The sequence below is a fragment of the Shewanella glacialimarina genome (assembly GCF_020511155.1).
Classification (GTDB): Bacteria; Pseudomonadota; Gammaproteobacteria; order Enterobacterales; family Shewanellaceae; genus Shewanella; species Shewanella glacialimarina.
The window spans coordinates 505,249-525,991 of record NZ_CP041216.1 but is presented as its reverse complement, the minus strand read 5'-3'; the positions used below and the strand labels follow the sequence as shown (position 1 = coordinate 525,991).

1 protein-coding gene is annotated in these 20,743 nt (G+C 50.0%); it reads left to right on the top strand.

Going from position 1 to position 20,743, the window contains the following annotated elements:
• The first annotated feature begins 231 nt into the window (after nt 1–231).
• Nucleotides 232–20,706, top strand: coding sequence for a retention module-containing protein (locus FJ709_RS02075; protein WP_226412985.1), 20,475 nt, complete (start codon nt 232–234; stop codon nt 20,704–20,706).
• Nucleotides 20,707–20,743: the final 37 nt, after the last annotated feature.

The window sequence follows — 20,743 nt, the reverse complement described above, 5'->3', positions numbered from 1 at the left end:
GAATCTTTTGAATGATATATGTGCAAATAAATCTGCTTTTTTAAAAAATTCATATGGTTAAGACTAGTCAAAAACATGTCAAAAAATTGACATGTTTAGTGTTTCTGAAGTAAAATTGTTAAATCTGGGTTAGTGTATGGCGTTGTAAAGCATAGAAATCTTACATCTTTACGCTAAGTCTATAATGTATTGAATATTTCCGAGTCAGGAATAGCTGTTGGGAGCTAATTAATGGGTACGATAACAACAACAAAAGCAGGCGTATTAACTGAGGCACAAAGCCAAATCAGTATATCTGCTGGTAATCAATTAACAATTTTACAGCCAGGGCAAACAATCCCCGAGGCTAGTTTGTTAATTTTTGATGACAGCGCACGTTTTGTTATCACCTTTGATGATGGCACCATTTTTTCTCAAAATGATATCTCTGTTACTCAACCAGAGTTAAATGACGATTTCACCAACCTTGAAGCGCTTGATGAAATAGAAGCATTACAAGCCCTTATTGCGTCAGGTGAAGATCCAACTGTTGACCTTCCTGAAACCGCTGCAGGTACACCAACAACCGGTAACGAAGGTGGTAGTTTTATCACATTAGATCGTTCTGGTAATGAAACCATTGCGAATGCTGGCTTTAACACTGCGACCCAACCCGCTGTTAGCCCTCTAACTGCCGAAGAAAATACCATTACTCCCGAAGATGTACCGTCTGTATTGGCAAACGACACCCAAATCGTTGCTGAAGATGAAGTTATTGCAGGCAATTTGCTTGCAAATGACGTCGACCCTGATTCTGAGTTATCAATTGTTACGTTTGAAATTAATGGCGAGACATATCCAGCTGGCACTGAAGTGACTCTTGACGGCGGCGTATTAATCATCAATGAAGATGGTTCTTATACTTTCACACCTAATGAAAATTGGAACGGTCAAGTTCCGGTTATCACTTACACCACCAATACTGGCGCAACGGCTACGTTAGTCATTGAAATCACACCGGTTGACGACCCTACTGTTACCGAAAATGATTCAGTAATAGCGGCTGAAGATACCCCAGTGTCAGGTAATGTATTAGATAATGACAGCGATCCAGATTCCGATCTTACTGTGGTCAGTTTTGACATTAATGGTGAAACCTATCCAGCTGGCACTGAAGTGACTCTTGACGGCGGCGTATTAATCATCAATGAAGATGGTTCTTATACTTTCACACCTAATGAAAATTGGAACGGTCAAGTTCCGGTTATCACTTACACCACCAATACTGGCGCAACGGCTACGTTAGTCATTGAAATCACACCGGTTGAAGACCCTACTGTTACCGAAAATGATTCAGTAATAGCGGCTGAAGATACCCCAGTGTCAGGTAATGTATTAGATAATGACAGCGATCCAGATTCCGATCTTACTGTGGTCAGTTTTGACATTAATGGTGAAACCTATCCAGCTGGCACTGAAGTGACTCTCGACGGCGGCGTATTAATCATCAATGAAGATGGCTCTTATACTTTTACTCCTAATGAAAATTGGAATGGTCAAGTTCCGGTTATCACTTACACCACCAATACTGGCGCAACGGCTACGTTAGTCATTGAAATCACACCGGTTGATGACCCTACTGTTACCGAAAATGATTCAGTTGTGGCTGCTGAAGATACGCCTGTGTCAGGTAATGTTTTAGATAATGACAGCGATCCAGATTCCGATCTTACTGTGGTCAGTTTTGACATTAATGGTGAAACCTATCCAGCTGGCACTGAAGTGACTCTCGACGGCGGCGTATTAATCATCAATGAAGATGGCTCTTATACTTTTACACCTAATGAAAATTGGAATGGTCAAGTTCCGGTTATCACTTACACCACCAATACTGGCGCAACGGCTACGTTAGTCATTGAAATCACACCGGTTGATGACCCTACTGTTACCGAAAATGATTCAGTTGTGGCTGCTGAAGATACGCCTGTGTCAGGTAATGTTTTAGATAATGACAGCGATCCAGACTCCGATCTTACTGTGGTCAGTTTTGACATTAATGGTGAAACCTATCCTGCTGGCACTGAAGTGACTCTGGACGGCGGCATATTAATCATCAATGAAGATGGTTCTTATACTTTTACGCCTAATGAAAATTGGAACGGTCAAGTTCCGATTGTCACTTACACCACTAATACTGGTGCAACAGCAACGTTAACTATTGAAATTACACCGGTTGACGACCAAACTGTTATCGAAAATGATTCAGTTGTGGCTGCTGAAGATACCCCCGCGTCAGGTAATGTTTTAGATAATGACAGCGATCCAGATTCTAATCTTACTGTCATCAGTTTTGACATCGGTGGTGTGACTTACCTTGCCGATTCTGAAGTGACTCTGGACGGCGGCATATTAATCATAAATGAAGATGGTTCTTATACTTTTACGCCTAATGAAAATTGGAACGGTCAAGTTCCGATTGTCACTTACACCACTAATACTGGTGCAACAGCAACGTTAACTATTGAAATTACACCTGAAAACGATGCGCCGGTTGCCGTAGATGATGAAATTAATATTCAAGAAGACACCACATTTACCTCAACAGTAGATTTAGATGCCAACGACACTGATTTAGACGGCGATAGCCTAACGGTTGTACCGGGCACTTTTACTACCACTCAAGGCGGTACGATCGTTATTGCCGCTGATGGCAGTTACACCTACACCCCCCCGTTGAATTTTAATGGCGTCGACACAGTGGATTACACCGTTACCGACGGCACATTAACTGACATCGGTACCCTGACCATCAATGTGGGCGCAGTAAACGATGCACCTGTGGCTGTTGATGATGTGATTAATGCCCAGGAAGACACCACATTTACCTCAACTATCGACTTAGATACCAACGACATCGATGTCGATGGCGATAGCTTGTCAGTGATCGCGGGCACCTTTACTACCACTCAAGGCGGTACGATCGTTATTGCCGCTGATGGCAGTTACACCTACACCCCCCCGTTGAATTTTAATGGCGTCGACACAGTGGATTACACCGTTACCGACGGCACATTAACTGACATCGGTACCCTGACCATCAATGTGGGCGCAGTAAACGATGCACCAGTTGCAGTTAATGATGTAATTAATATTCAAGAAGATACGGTCTTCAACTCAAGCATCGACTTAGATACCAACGACACTGATTTAGACGGCGATAGCCTAACGGTTGTACCGGGCACCTTTACCACAACGGCTGGCGGCACCATAGTCATTGACGTTGATGGCAGTTACACCTACACCCCACCGTTGAATTTCAATGGCGTTGACACAGTGGATTACACCGTAACCGACGGCACATTAACTGACATCGGTACCCTGACCATCAATGTGGGTGCGGGCAACGATGCTCCTGTGGCTGTTGATGATGTAATTAATATTCAAGAAGATACGGTCTTCAACTCAAGCATCGACTTAGATGCCAACGACACTGATTTAGACGGCGATAGCTTAACGGTTGTACCGGGCACCTTTACCACAACGGCTGGCGGCACCATAGTCATTGCCGCTGATGGCAGTTACACCTACACCCCACCGTTGAATTTCAATGGCGTTGACACAGTGGATTACACCGTTACCGACGGCACATTAACTGACATCGGTACCCTGACCATCAATGTGGGCGCGGGCAACGATGCTCCTGTGGCAGTTGATGATGTAATTAATATTCAAGAAGATACGGTCTTCAACTCAAGCATCGACTTAGATGCCAACGACACTGATTTAGACGGCGATAGCTTAACGGTTGTACCGGGCACCTTTACCACAACGGCTGGCGGCACCATAGTCATTGCCGCTGATGGCAGTTACACCTACACCCCACCGTTGAATTTTAATGGCGTCGACACAGTGGATTACACCGTTACCGACGGCACATTAACTGACATCGGTACCCTGACCATCAATGTGGGCGCGGGCAACGATGCTCCTGTGGCTGTTGATGATGTAATTAATATTCAAGAAGATACGGTCTTCAACTCAAGCATCGACTTAGATGCCAACGACACTGATTTAGACGGCGATAGCTTAACGGTTGTACCGGGCACCTTTACCACAACGGCTGGCGGCACCATAGTCATTGCCGCTGATGGCAGTTACACCTACACCCCACCGTTGAATTTTAATGGCGTCGACACAGTGGATTACACCGTTACCGACGGCACATTAACTGACATCGGTACCCTGACCATCAATGTGGGTGCAGGCAACGATGCTCCTGTGGCTGTTGATGATGTAATTAATATTCAAGAAGATACGGTCTTCAACTCAAGCATCGACTTAGATGCCAACGACACTGATTTAGACGGCGATAGCTTAACGGTTGTACCGGGCACCTTTACCACAACGGCTGGCGGCACCATAGTCATTGCCGCTGATGGCAGTTACACCTACACCCCACCGTTGAATTTTAATGGCGTCGACACAGTGGATTACACCGTTACCGACGGCACATTAACTGACATCGGTACCCTGACCATCAATGTGGGTGCAGGCAACGATGCTCCTGTGGCTGTTGATGATGTAATTAATATTCAAGAAGATACGGTCTTCAACTCAAGCATCGACTTAGATGCCAACGACACTGATTTAGACGGCGATAGCTTGTCAGTGGTCGCCGGTACTTTTACCACCACTCAAGGCGGCACCATAGTCATTGCCGCTGATGGCAGTTACACCTACACCCCACCGTTGAATTTTAATGGCGTCGACACAGTGGATTACACCGTTACCGACGGCACATTAACTGACATCGGTACCCTGACCATCAATGTGGGTGCAGGCAACGATGCACCAGTGGCTGTTGATGATGTAATTAATGTCCAGGAAGACACCACATTTACCTCGACAGTAGATTTAGATGCCAACGACACTGATTTAGACGGCGATAGCTTGTCAGTGGTCGCCGGCACTTTTACCACCACTCAAGGCGGCACCATAGTCATTGCCGCTGATGGCAGTTACACCTACACCCCACCGTTGAATTTCAATGGCGTCGACACAGTGGATTACACCGTTACCGACGGCACATTAACTGACATCGGTACCCTGACCATCAATGTGGGTGCAGGCAACGATGCGCCAGTGGCTGTTGATGATGTAATTAATGTCCAGGAAGACACCACATTTACCTCGACAGTAGATTTAGATGCCAACGACACTGATTTAGACGGCGATAGCTTGTCAGTGGTCGCCGGCACTTTTACCACCACTCAAGGCGGCACCATAGTCATTGCCGCTGATGGCAGTTACACCTACACCCCACCGTTGAATTTCAATGGCGTTGACACAGTGGACTACACCGTTACCGACGGCACGTTAACTGACATCGGTACCTTGACCATCACAGTGACCCCAGTGAACGATGACTTCACTGACGCAAACGAAGTGATTTCAGTGGCAGAAGACAGCAGCGCCACCACGGGCAGCGTATTAACCGGCACCAGCTCGGTTGATGGCGACGTGACAGTGCAAAGCTTCAGCATTGATGGCGTAACCGGCACCTTTACCTTAGGTCAGCCAGTGACCATTACCGGTGTCGGCAGCTTTACCTTAAGCGCCAACGGTAACTACAGCTTTACCCCGCTCGCCAACTACAATGGGCCAGTACCGCTGATCACTTATGTGTTAACCGACGGCTCAAGCACTGATACTTCAACCTTGACCATCACAGTGACCCCAGTGAACGATGACTTCACTGACGCAAACGAAGTGATTTCAGTGGCAGAAGACAGCAGCGCCACCACGGGCAGCGTATTAACCGGCACCAGCTCGGTTGATGGCGACGTGACAGTGCAAAGCTTCAGCATTGATGGCGTAACCGGCACCTTTACCTTAGGTCAGCCAGTGACCATTACCGGTGTCGGCAGCTTTACCTTAAGCGCCAACGGTAACTACAGCTTTACCCCGCTCGCCAACTACAATGGGCCAGTACCGCTGATCACTTATGTGTTAACCGACGGCTCAAGCACTGATACTTCAACCTTGACCATCACAGTGACCCCAGTGAACGATGACTTCACTGACGCAAACGAAGTGATTTCAGTGGCAGAAGACAGCAGCGCCACCACGGGCAGCGTATTAACCGGCACCAGCTCGGTTGATGGCGACGTGACAGTGCAAAGCTTCAGCATTGATGGCGTAACCGGCTCCTTTACCTTAGGTCAGCCAGTGACCATTACCGGTGTCGGCAGCTTTACCTTAAGCGCCAACGGTAACTACAGCTTTACCCCGCTCGCCAACTACAATGGGCCAGTACCGCTGATCACTTATGTGTTAACCGACGGCTCAAGCACTGATACTTCAACCTTGACCATCACAGTGACCCCAGAGAGCGATAACTTCACTGACGCAAACGAAGTGATTTCAGTGGCAGAAGACAGCAGCGCCACCACGGGCAGCGTATTAACCGGCACCAGCTCGGTTGATGGCGACGTGACAGTGCAAAGCTTCAGCATTGATGGCGTAACCGGCACCTTTACCTTAGGTCAGCCAGTGACCATTACCGGTGTCGGCAGCTTTACCTTAAGCGCCAACGGTAACTACAGCTTTACCCCGCTCGCCAACTACAATGGGCCAGTACCGCTGATCACTTATGTGTTAACCGACGGCTCAAGCACTGATACTTCAACCTTGACCATCACAGTGACCCCAGTGAACGATGACTTCACTGACGCAAACGAAGTGATTTCAGTGGCAGAAGACAGCAGCGCCACCACGGGCAGCGTATTAACCGGCACCAGCTCGGTTGATGGCGACGTGACAGTGCAAAGCTTCAGCATTGATGGCGTAACCGGCACCTTTACCTTAGGTCAGCCAGTGACCATTACCGGTGTCGGCAGCTTTACCTTAAGCGCCAACGGTAACTACAGCTTTACCCCGCTCGCCAACTACAATGGGCCAGTACCGCTGATCACTTATGTGTTAACCGACGGCTCAAGCACTGATACTTCAACCTTGACCATCACAGTGACCCCAGTGAACGATGACTTCACTGACGCAAACGAAGTGATTTCAGTGGCAGAAGACAGCAGCGCCACCACGGGCAGCGTATTAACCGGCACCAGCTCGGTTGATGGCGACGTGACAGTGCAAAGCTTCAGCATTGATGGCGTAACCGGCACCTTTACCTTAGGTCAGCCAGTGACCATTACCGGTGTCGGCAGCTTTACCTTAAGCGCCAACGGTAACTACAGCTTTACCCCGCTCGCCAACTACAATGGGCCAGTACCGCTGATCACTTATGTGTTAACCGACGGCTCAAGCACTGATACTTCAACCTTGACCATCACAGTGACCCCAGAGAGCGATAACTTCACTGACGCAAACGAAGTGATTTCAGTGGCAGAAGACAGCAGCGCTACCACGGGCAGCGTATTAACCGGCACCAGCTCGGTTGATGGCGACGTGACAGTGCAAAGCTTCAGCATTGATGGCGTAACCGGCACCTTTACCTTAGGTCAGCCAGTGACCATTACCGGTGTCGGCAGCTTTACCTTAAGCGCCAACGGTAACTACAGCTTTACCCCGCTCGCCAACTACAATGGGCCAGTACCGCTGATCACTTATGTGTTAACCGACGGCTCAAGCACTGATACTTCAACCTTGACCATCACAGTGACCCCAGTGAACGATGACTTCACTGACGCAAACGAAGTGATTTCAGTGGCAGAAGACAGCAGCGCCACCACGGGCAGCGTATTAACCGGCACCAGCTCGGTTGATGGCGACGTGACAGTGCAAAGCTTCAGCATTGATGGCGTAACCGGCACCTTTACCTTAGGTCAGCCAGTGACCATTACCGGTGTCGGCAGCTTTACCTTAAGCGCCAACGGTAACTACAGCTTTACCCCGCTCGCCAACTACAATGGGCCAGTACCGCTGATCACTTATGTGTTAACCGACGGCTCAAGCACTGATACTTCAACCTTGACCATCACAGTGACCCCAGTGAACGATGACTTCACTGACGCAAACGAAGTGATTTCAGTGGCAGAAGACAGCAGCGCCACCACGGGCAGCGTATTAACCGGCACCAGCTCGGTTGATGGCGACGTGACAGTGCAAAGCTTCAGCATTGATGGCGTAACCGGCACCTTTACCTTAGGTCAGCCAGTGACCATTACCGGTGTCGGCAGCTTTACCTTAAGCGCCAACGGTAACTACAGCTTTACCCCGCTCGCCAACTACAATGGGCCAGTACCGCTGATCACTTATGTGTTAACCGACGGCTCAAGCACTGATACTTCAACCTTGACCATCACAGTGACCCCAGTGAACGATGACTTCACTGACGCAAACGAAGTGATTTCAGTGGCAGAAGACAGCAGCGCCACCACGGGCAGCGTATTAACCGGCACCAGCTCGGTTGATGGCGACGTGACAGTGCAAAGCTTCAGCATTGATGGCGTAACCGGCTCCTTTACCTTAGGTCAGCCAGTGACCATTACCGGTGTCGGCAGCTTTACCTTAAGCGCCAACGGTAACTACAGCTTTACCCCGCTCGCCAACTACAATGGGCCAGTACCGCTGATCACTTATGTGTTAACCGACGGCTCAAGCACTGATACTTCAACCTTGACCATCACAGTGACCCCAGAGAGCGATAACTTCACTGACGCAAACGAAGTGATTTCAGTGGCAGAAGACAGCAGCGCCACCACGGGCAGCGTATTAACCGGCACCAGCTCGGTTGATGGCGACGTGACAGTGCAAAGCTTCAGCATTGATGGCGTAACCGGCACCTTTACCTTAGGTCAGCCAGTGACCATTACCGGTGTCGGCAGCTTTACCTTAAGCGCCAACGGTAACTACAGCTTTACCCCGCTCGCCAACTACAATGGGCCAGTACCGCTGATCACTTATGTGTTAACCGACGGCTCAAGCACTGATACTTCAACCTTGACCATCACAGTGACCCCAGTGAACGATGACTTCACTGACGCAAACGAAGTGATTTCAGTGGCAGAAGACAGCAGCGCCACCACGGGCAGCGTATTAACCGGCACCAGCTCGGTTGATGGCGACGTGACAGTGCAAAGCTTCAGCATTGATGGCGTAACCGGCACCTTTACCTTAGGTCAGCCAGTGACCATTACCGGTGTCGGCAGCTTTACCTTAAGCGCCAACGGTAACTACAGCTTTACCCCGCTCGCCAACTACAATGGGCCAGTACCGCTGATCACTTATGTGTTAACCGACGGCTCAAGCACTGATACTTCAACCTTGACCATCACAGTGACCCCAGTGAACGATGACTTCACTGACGCAAACGAAGTGATTTCAGTGGCAGAAGACAGCAGCGCCACCACGGGCAGCGTATTAACCGGCACCAGCTCGGTTGATGGCGACGTGACAGTGCAAAGCTTCAGCATTGATGGCGTAACCGGCACCTTTACCTTAGGTCAGCCAGTGACCATTACCGGTGTCGGCAGCTTTACCTTAAGCGCCAACGGTAACTACAGCTTTACCCCGCTCGCCAACTACAATGGGCCAGTACCGCTGATCACTTATGTGTTAACCGACGGCTCAAGCACTGATACTTCAACCTTGACCATCACAGTGACCCCAGTGAACGATGACTTCACTGACGCAAACGAAGTGATTTCAGTGGCAGAAGACAGCAGCGCCACCACGGGCAGCGTATTAACCGGCACCAGCTCGGTTGATGGCGACGTGACAGTGCAAAGCTTCAGCATTGATGGCGTAACCGGCACCTTTACCTTAGGTCAGCCAGTGACCATTACCGGTGTCGGCAGCTTTACCTTAAGCGCCAACGGTAACTACAGCTTTACCCCGCTCGCCAACTACAATGGGCCAGTACCGCTGATCACTTATGTGTTAACCGACGGCTCAAGCACTGATACTTCAACCTTGACCATCACAGTGACCCCAGTGAACGATGACTTCACTGACGCAAACGAAGTGATTTCAGTGGCAGAAGACAGCAGCGCCACCACGGGCAGCGTATTAACCGGCACCAGCTCGGTTGATGGCGACGTGACAGTGCAAAGCTTCAGCATTGATGGCGTAACCGGCACCTTTACCTTAGGTCAGCCAGTGACCATTACCGGTGTCGGCAGCTTTACCTTAAGCGCCAACGGTAACTACAGCTTTACCCCGCTCGCCAACTACAATGGGCCAGTACCGCTGATCACTTATGTGTTAACCGACGGCTCAAGCACTGATACTTCAACCTTGACCATCACAGTGACCCCAGTGAACGATGACTTCACTGACGCAAACGAAGTGATTTCAGTGGCAGAAGACAGCAGCGCCACCACGGGCAGCGTATTAACCGGCACCAGCTCGGTTGATGGCGACGTGACAGTGCAAAGCTTCAGCATTGATGGCGTAACCGGCACCTTTACCTTAGGTCAGCCAGTGACCATTACCGGTGTCGGCAGCTTTACCTTAAGCGCCAACGGTAACTACAGCTTTACCCCGCTCGCCAACTACAATGGGCCAGTACCGCTGATCACTTATGTGTTAACCGACGGCTCAAGCACTGATACTTCAACCTTGACCATCACAGTGACCCCAGTGAACGATGACTTCACTGACGCAAACGAAGTGATTTCAGTGGCAGAAGACAGCAGCGCCACCACGGGCAGCGTATTAACCGGCACCAGCTCGGTTGATGGCGACGTGACAGTGCAAAGCTTCAGCATTGATGGCGTAACCGGCACCTTTACCTTAGGTCAGCCAGTGACCATTACCGGTGTCGGCAGCTTTACCTTAAGCGCCAACGGTAACTACAGCTTTACCCCGCTCGCCAACTACAATGGGCCAGTACCGCTGATCACTTATGTGTTAACCGACGGCTCAAGCACTGATACTTCAACCTTGACCATCACAGTGACCCCAGTGAACGATGACTTCACTGACGCAAACGAAGTGATTTCAGTGGCAGAAGACAGCAGCGCCACCACGGGCAGCGTATTAACCGGCACCAGCTCGGTTGATGGCGACGTGACAGTGCAAAGCTTCAGCATTGATGGCGTAACCGGCACCTTTACCTTAGGTCAGCCAGTGACCATTACCGGTGTCGGCAGCTTTACCTTAAGCGCCAACGGTAACTACAGCTTTACCCCGCTCGCCAACTACAATGGGCCAGTACCGCTGATCACTTATGTGTTAACCGACGGCTCAAGCACTGATACTTCAACCTTGACCATCACAGTGACCCCAGTGAACGATGACTTCACTGACGCAAACGAAGTGATTTCAGTGGCAGAAGACAGCAGCGCCACCACGGGCAGCGTATTAACCGGCACCAGCTCGGTTGATGGCGACGTGACAGTGCAAAGCTTCAGCATTGATGGCGTAACCGGCACCTTTACCTTAGGTCAGCCAGTGACCATTACCGGTGTCGGCAGCTTTACCTTAAGCGCCAACGGTAACTACAGCTTTACCCCGCTCGCCAACTACAATGGGCCAGTACCGCTGATCACTTATGTGTTAACCGACGGCTCAAGCACTGATACTTCAACCTTGACCATCACAGTGACCCCAGTGAACGATGACTTCACTGACGCAAACGAAGTGATTTCAGTGGCAGAAGACAGCAGCGCCACCACGGGCAGCGTATTAACCGGCACCAGCTCGGTTGATGGCGACGTGACAGTGCAAAGCTTCAGCATTGATGGCGTAACCGGCACCTTTACCTTAGGTCAGCCAGTGACCATTACCGGTGTCGGCAGCTTTACCTTAAGCGCCAACGGTAACTACAGCTTTACCCCGCTCGCCAACTACAATGGGCCAGTACCGCTGATCACTTATGTGTTAACCGACGGCTCAAGCACTGATACTTCAACCTTGACCATCACAGTGACCCCAGTGAACGATGACTTCACTGACGCAAACGAAGTGATTTCAGTGGCAGAAGACAGCAGCGCCACCACGGGCAGCGTATTAACCGGCACCAGCTCGGTTGATGGCGACGTGACAGTGCAAAGCTTCAGCATTGATGGCGTAACCGGCACCTTTACCTTAGGTCAGCCAGTGACCATTACCGGTGTCGGCAGCTTTACCTTAAGCGCCAACGGTAACTACAGCTTTACCCCGCTCGCCAACTACAATGGGCCAGTACCGCTGATCACTTATGTGTTAACCGACGGCTCAAGCACTGATACTTCAACCTTGACCATCACAGTGACCCCAGTGAACGATGACTTCACTGACGCAAACGAAGTGATTTCAGTGGCAGAAGACAGCAGCGCCACCACGGGCAGCGTATTAACCGGCACCAGCTCGGTTGATGGCGACGTGACAGTGCAAAGCTTCAGCATTGATGGCGTAACCGGCACCTTTACCTTAGGTCAGCCAGTGACCATTACCGGTGTCGGCAGCTTTACCTTAAGCGCCAACGGTAACTACAGCTTTACCCCGCTCGCCAACTACAATGGGCCAGTACCGCTGATCACTTATGTGTTAACCGACGGCTCAAGCACTGATACTTCAACCTTGACCATCACAGTGACCCCAGTGAACGATGACTTCACTGACGCAAACGAAGTGATTTCAGTGGCAGAAGACAGCAGCGCCACCACGGGCAGCGTATTAACCGGCACCAGCTCGGTTGATGGCGACGTGACAGTGCAAAGCTTCAGCATTGATGGCGTAACCGGCACCTTTACCTTAGGTCAGCCAGTGACCATTACCGGTGTCGGCAGCTTTACCTTAAGCGCCAACGGTAACTACAGCTTTACCCCGCTCGCCAACTACAATGGGCCAGTACCGCTGATCACTTATGTGTTAACCGACGGCTCAAGCACTGATACTTCAACCTTGACCATCACAGTGACCCCAGAGAGCGATAACTTCACTGACGCAAACGAAGTGATTTCAGTGGCAGAAGACAGCAGCGCCACCACGGGCAGCGTATTAACCGGCACCAGCTCGGTTGATGGCGACGTGACAGTGCAAAGCTTCAGCATTGATGGCGTAACCGGCACCTTTACCTTAGGTCAGCCAGTGACCATTACCGGTGTCGGCAGCTTTACCTTAAGCGCCAACGGTAACTACAGCTTTACCCCGCTCGCCAACTACAATGGGCCAGTACCGCTGATCACTTATGTGTTAACCGACGGCTCAAGCACTGATACTTCAACCTTGACCATCACAGTGACCCCAGTGAACGATGACTTCACTGACGCAAACGAAGTGATTTCAGTGGCAGAAGACAGCAGCGCCACCACGGGCAGCGTATTAACCGGCACCAGCTCGGTTGATGGCGACGTGACAGTGCAAAGCTTCAGCATTGATGGCGTAACCGGCACCTTTACCTTAGGTCAGCCAGTGACCATTACCGGTGTCGGCAGCTTTACCTTAAGCGCCAACGGTAACTACAGCTTTACCCCGCTCGCCAACTACAATGGGCCAGTACCGCTGATCACTTATGTGTTAACCGACGGCTCAAGCACTGATACTTCAACCTTGACCATCACAGTGACCCCAGTGAACGATGACTTCACTGACGCAAACGAAGTGATTTCAGTGGCAGAAGACAGCAGCGCCACCACGGGCAGCGTATTAACCGGCACCAGCTCGGTTGATGGCGACGTGACAGTGCAAAGCTTCAGCATTGATGGCGTAACCGGCACCTTTACCTTAGGTCAGCCAGTGACCATTACCGGTGTCGGCAGCTTTACCTTAAGCGCCAACGGTAACTACAGCTTTACCCCGCTCGCCAACTACAATGGGCCAGTACCGCTGATCACTTATGTGTTAACCGACGGCTCAAGCACTGATACTTCAACCTTGACCATCACAGTGACCCCAGTGAACGATGACTTCACTGACGCAAACGAAGTGATTTCAGTGGCAGAAGACAGCAGCGCCACCACGGGCAGCGTATTAACCGGCACCAGCTCGGTTGATGGCGACGTGACAGTGCAAAGCTTCAGCATTGATGGCGTAACCGGCACCTTTACCTTAGGTCAGCCAGTGACCATTACCGGTGTCGGCAGCTTTACCTTAAGCGCCAACGGTAACTACAGCTTTACCCCGCTCGCCAACTACAATGGGCCAGTACCGCTGATCACTTATGTGTTAACCGACGGCTCAAGCACTGATACTTCAACCTTGACCATCACAGTGACCCCAGAGAGCGATAACTTCACTGACGCAAACGAAGTGATTTCAGTGGCAGAAGACAGCAGCGCCACCACGGGCAGCGTATTAACCGGCACCAGCTCGGTTGATGGCGACGTGACAGTGCAAAGCTTCAGCATTGATGGCGTAACCGGCACCTTTACCTTAGGTCAGCCAGTGACCATTACCGGTGTCGGCAGCTTTACCTTAAGCGCCAACGGTAACTACAGCTTTACCCCGCTCGCCAACTACAATGGGCCAGTACCGCTGATCACTTATGTGTTAACCGACGGCTCAAGCACTGATACTTCAACCTTGACCATCACAGTGACCCCAGTGAACGATGACTTCACTGACGCAAACGAAGTGATTTCAGTGGCAGAAGACAGCAGCGCCACCACGGGCAGCGTATTAACCGGCACCAGCTCGGTTGATGGCGACGTGACAGTGCAAAGCTTCAGCATTGATGGCGTAACCGGCACCTTTACCTTAGGTCAGCCAGTGACCATTACCGGTGTCGGCAGCTTTACCTTAAGCGCCAACGGTAACTACAGCTTTACCCCGCTCGCCAACTACAATGGGCCAGTACCGCTGATCACTTATGTGTTAACCGACGGCTCAAGCACTGATACTTCAACCTTGACCATCACAGTGACCCCAGTGAACGATGACTTCACTGACGCAAACGAAGTGATTTCAGTGGCAGAAGACAGCAGCGCCACCACGGGCAGCGTATTAACCGGCACCAGCTCGGTTGATGGCGACGTGACAGTGCAAAGCTTCAGCATTGATGGCGTAACCGGCACCTTTACCTTAGGTCAGCCAGTGACCATTACCGGTGTCGGCAGCTTTACCTTAAGCGCCAACGGTAACTACAGCTTTACCCCGCTCGCCAACTACAATGGGCCAGTACCGCTGATCACTTATGTGTTAACCGACGGCTCAAGCACTGATACTTCAACCTTGACCATCACAGTGACCCCAGTGAACGATGACTTCACTGACGCAAACGAAGTGATTTCAGTGGCAGAAGACAGCAGCGCCACCACGGGCAGCGTATTAACCGGCACCAGCTCGGTTGATGGCGACGTGACAGTGCAAAGCTTCAGCATTGATGGCGTAACCGGCACCTTTACCTTAGGTCAGCCAGTGACCATTACCGGTGTCGGCAGCTTTACCTTAAGCGCCAACGGTAACTACAGCTTTACCCCGCTCGCCAACTACAATGGGCCAGTACCGCTGATCACTTATGTGTTAACCGACGGCTCAAGCACTGATACTTCAACCTTGACCATCACAGTGACCCCAGTGAACGATGACTTCACTGACGCAAACGAAGTGATTTCAGTGGCAGAAGACAGCAGCGCCACCACGGGCAGCGTATTAACCGGCACCAGCTCGGTTGATGGCGACGTGACAGTGCAAAGCTTCAGCATTGATGGCGTAACCGGCACCTTTACCTTAGGTCAGCCAGTGACCATTACCGGTGTCGGCAGCTTTACCTTAAGCGCCAACGGTAACTACAGCTTTACCCCGCTCGCCAACTACAATGGGCCAGTACCGCTGATCACTTATGTGTTAACCGACGGCTCAAGCACTGATACTTCAACCTTGACCATCACAGTGACCCCAGTGAACGATGACTTCACTGACGCAAACGAAGTGATTTCAGTGGCAGAAGACAGCAGCGCCACCACGGGCAGCGTATTAACCGGCACCAGCTCGGTTGATGGCGACGTGACAGTGCAAAGCTTCAGCATTGATGGCGTAACCGGCACCTTTACCTTAGGTCAGCCAGTGACCATTACCGGTGTCGGCAGCTTTACCTTAAGCGCCAACGGTAACTACAGCTTTACCCCGCTCGCCAACTACAATGGGCCAGTACCGCTGATCACTTATGTGTTAACCGACGGCTCAAGCACTGATACTTCAACCTTGACCATCACAGTGACCCCAGTGAACGATGACTTCACTGACGCAAACGAAGTGATTTCAGTGGCAGAAGACAGCAGCGCCACCACGGGCAGCGTATTAACCGGCACCAGCTCGGTTGATGGCGACGTGACAGTGCAAAGCTTCAGCATTGATGGCGTAACCGGCACCTTTACCTTAGGTCAGCCAGTGACCATTACCGGTGTCGGCAGCTTTACCTTAAGCGCCAACGGTAACTACAGCTTTACCCCGCTCGCCAACTACAATGGGCCAGTACCGCTGATCACTTATGTGTTAACCGACGGCTCAAGCACTGATACTTCAACCTTGACCATCACAGTGACCCCAGTGAACGATGACTTCACTGACGCAAACGAAGTGATTTCAGTGGCAGAAGACAGCAGCGCCACCACGGGCAGCGTATTAACCGGCACCAGCTCGGTTGATGGCGACGTGACAGTGCAAAGCTTCAGCATTGATGGCGTAACCGGCACCTTTACCTTAGGTCAGCCAGTGACCATTACCGGTGTCGGCAGCTTTACCTTAAGCGCCAACGGTAACTACAGCTTTACCCCGCTCGCCAACTACAATGGGCCAGTACCGCTGATCACTTATGTGTTAACCGACGGCTCAAGCACTGATACTTCAACCTTGACCATCACAGTGACCCCAGAGAGCGATAACTTCACTGACGCAAACGAAGTGATTTCAGTGGCAGAAGACAGCAGCGCCACCACGGGCAGCGTATTAACCGGCACCAGCTCGGTTGATGGCGACGTGACAGTGCAAAGCTTCAGCATTGATGGCGTAACCGGCACCTTTACCTTAGGTCAGCCAGTGACCATTACCGGTGTCGGCAGCTTTACCTTAAGCGCCAACGGTAACTACAGCTTTACCCCGCTCGCCAACTACAATGGGCCAGTACCGCTGATCACTTATGTGTTAACCGACGGCTCAAGCACTGATACTTCAACCTTGACCATCACAGTGACCCCAGTGAACGATGACTTCACTGACGCAAACGAAGTGATTTCAGTGGCAGAAGACAGCAGCGCCACCACGGGCAGCGTATTAACCGGCACCAGCTCGGTTGATGGCGACGTGACAGTGCAAAGCTTCAGCATTGATGGCGTAACCGGCACCTTTACCTTAGGTCAGCCAGTGACCATTACCGGTGTCGGCAGCTTTACCTTAAGCGCCAACGGTAACTACAGCTTTACCCCGCTCGCCAACTACAATGGGCCAGTACCGCTGATCACTTATGTGTTAACCGACGGCTCAAGCACTGATACTTCAACCTTGACCATCACAGTGACCCCAGTGAACGATGACTTCACTGACGCAAACGAAGTGATTTCAGTGGCAGAAGACAGCAGCGCCACCACGGGCAGCGTATTAACCGGCACCAGCTCGGTTGATGGCGACGTGACAGTGCAAAGCTTCAGCATTGATGGCGTAACCGGCACCTTTACCTTAGGTCAGCCAGTGACCATTACCGGTGTCGGCAGCTTTACCTTAAGCGCCAACGGTAACTACAGCTTTACCCCGCTCGCCAACTACAATGGGCCAGTACCGCTGATCACTTATGTGTTAACCGACGGCTCAAGCACTGATACTTCAACCTTGACCATCACAGTGACCCCAGTGAACGATGACTTCACTGACGCAAACGAAGTGATTTCAGTGGCAGAAGACAGCAGCGCCACCACGGGCAGCGTATTAACCGGCACCAGCTCGGTTGATGGCGACGTGACAGTGCAAAGCTTCAGCATTGATGGCGTAACCGGCACCTTTACCTTAGGTCAGCCAGTGACCATTACCGGTGTCGGCAGCTTTACCTTAAGCGCCAACGGTAACTACAGCTTTACCCCGCTCGCCAACTACAATGGGCCAGTACCGCTGATCACTTATGTGTTAACCGACGGCTCAAGCACTGATACTTCAACCTTGACCATCACAGTGACCCCAGTGAACGATGACTTCACTGACGCAAACGAAGTGATTTCAGTGGCAGAAGACAGCAGCGCCACCACGGGCAGCGTATTAACCGGCACCAGCTCGGTTGATGGCGACGTGACAGTGCAAAGCTTCAGCATTGATGGCGTAACCGGCACCTTTACCTTAGGTCAGCCAGTGACCATTACCGGTGTCGGCAGCTTTACCTTAAGCGCCAACGGTAACTACAGCTTTACCCCGCTCGCCAACTACAATGGGCCAGTACCGCTGATCACTTATGTGTTAACCGACGGCTCAAGCACTGATACTTCAACCTTGACCATCACAGTGACCCCAGTGAACGATGACGTCACTATAAGTACTCCAGATATTCTTTCTGTATATGAAGCAGGGTTAACAAACGGATCAAACAGTACAGCTGTAACTCAAAGTTCTGGCAGCATGACCATTGGGGCAAAAGATGGTTTAGACAGACTGGAAATTCAAGTTGGTGGCACCCTTAATACTCTGACCTTAGCGGCTTTAATTGCGGCATCAGTTGCTTCACCTCTTATAATTGCTGGAGAGTTTGGGCAGCTTACTATTACCGGATATAACGATGGCGTATTGGAATACACCTACGCGTTAACTAATGCTCAAACTCATAGTGGAACAAATTCAGACTCACTAACAGATGTGTTCCAAATAACTGCATTTGATGTTGATGGTGATCAAGCCACAGCTACACTAAATGCAACGGTATATGATGATGCATCTATTGCGACCAATGACACCGTCTCATTAACCGTTATCCAAGACTCATTCGCTATTATTGGTGGTGTTCAAGCGGAATGGAAAACGGTTACAGGTGGTACTGGCGTTAACCGATTCGATGGCGATGTCGGTTCGGGTGGTGAAGATAATGACTTAGCATTAGATCAAGTTCGTTGGGGTACTACAAGTGGTGCTCAATCTGGCTATGGGTTTATGGATAATGATGCAGCACTTAACGGCGAAGTAACATTAAACCAAGATATTGTATTAGGTACATTTACTCACTATAACTACCCTATTAGTAGTGGTTCATCTATCACAGCCGCCACTATGGATGTAGTGTTCAATGTGATTGACTCATTTGGTAATGTTACTGGCGTCACCTTGAAGCTAAACTTTAGCCACAACGAGACGCCTAACAATGGACCAGATCCTCGTGATATTGTAACTATTGGTCAAACCAACGTCACCTTCAACTATGAAGGCGACTTATATACCATTCAAGTAATTGGTTTTAGAGATAATAACGGCAATATCGTTACCTCTATTTACACCGATGAAAATGCTTCAACCAGCTACGAATTAGTTATTCGCATGGTCGCAGGTACTGGCTATGACTTACCTTCAGTAGAAGGAAACGTTATGGACAACGATATTAGTGGTGCTGATATTAGTTTAGTCATTGGCGTTGCAGCTGGCGATCAAACGAGTACAGGTGTCACGGGTAATGTCAGCGCAATCATCACTGGCCAGTACGGCACATTAATCATTAATAATGATGGAAGTTACACCTACGAGTTAACGAGTACCACAGACAACATACCAACGGGAGCCGTTGACTTATTTACCTACACAATTAGAGATGCTGATGGTGATACTTCAAGTGCAACATTAACCATAGACGTAAGCCTAGTGAATGCTCAAAACGTACCCGTTGAAGATGCAGCTAAGGTCACAACTACTGGTGCCAGCCTGAATGATGATTTTGTAGTGCTTAATGGTGAAAATGGCTTAAATCAGAAACAAGTTAACGTCAATTTTGGTGGCGGACTAACGGGTCAGATTACAGATGCAAATAATAACGCCATATCCGCTTCAGGTGCTAATTTAACGAGTTATAGTAAAGATAGTTCACAAGTTATTAGCAGCGGTTCAGGTAATGACCATATTGAAACAGGTCGTGGCGGCGATATTATCTACGCAGGTGAAACAGGTGCGTTTGGTTATAGATCTGATGATGAGTTAGAACTCGATCTAAACACTATTGCTAGTCATCATATTATGACAGGCACCTTATCGGGTGCAGATACCATGATAGACCTTGATGGCTTATTGCTTGCCAATGATGTCGCATCACAAAAAGCTGATGTAGTTAATAGTGGTAGTGGTAACGATTTTATCTATGGTCAATCTGGTTCAGATATTCTTTTTGGTCACACTGGCAATGACTTTATCGATGGAGGCACCCATAACGATGGTCTACGTGGTGGTGCAGGTAATGACACTCTCATTGGTGGCTTAGGTGATGACGTATTACGCGGAGATAGCGGCATTGATACTTTCGTATGGCAAAAAGGTGAGTTTGGTAATGATATAATCTCTGACTTTAACCGCCTGGAAGATAAGATTGATCTAAGAGATTTACTCATTAATGAGGAATATAACAATCTTGAAAATCTACTTAACTTTAGCTACAACGCCACAGGCTCAAGTGTTATTGAAATCGATGCCGATGGCAATGGTACTTTCGAGCAAACGATTACCCTTAATGGCGTTGACTTAGCGGGTATTTATGGCAGTTCTGCTGAAGGGGTTATCATTAACGGGTTACTCAAGGATGGCGCGCTAATTGTTGATACAAATCCAACCCCAGCACCTAATGGACAAGGAATAGACCCATTTATTGATAAGCCTGATGGGCAAATGATCCCTTAATTTTAGGCAAAAAAATCCCCCCATAGTAATATGGGGG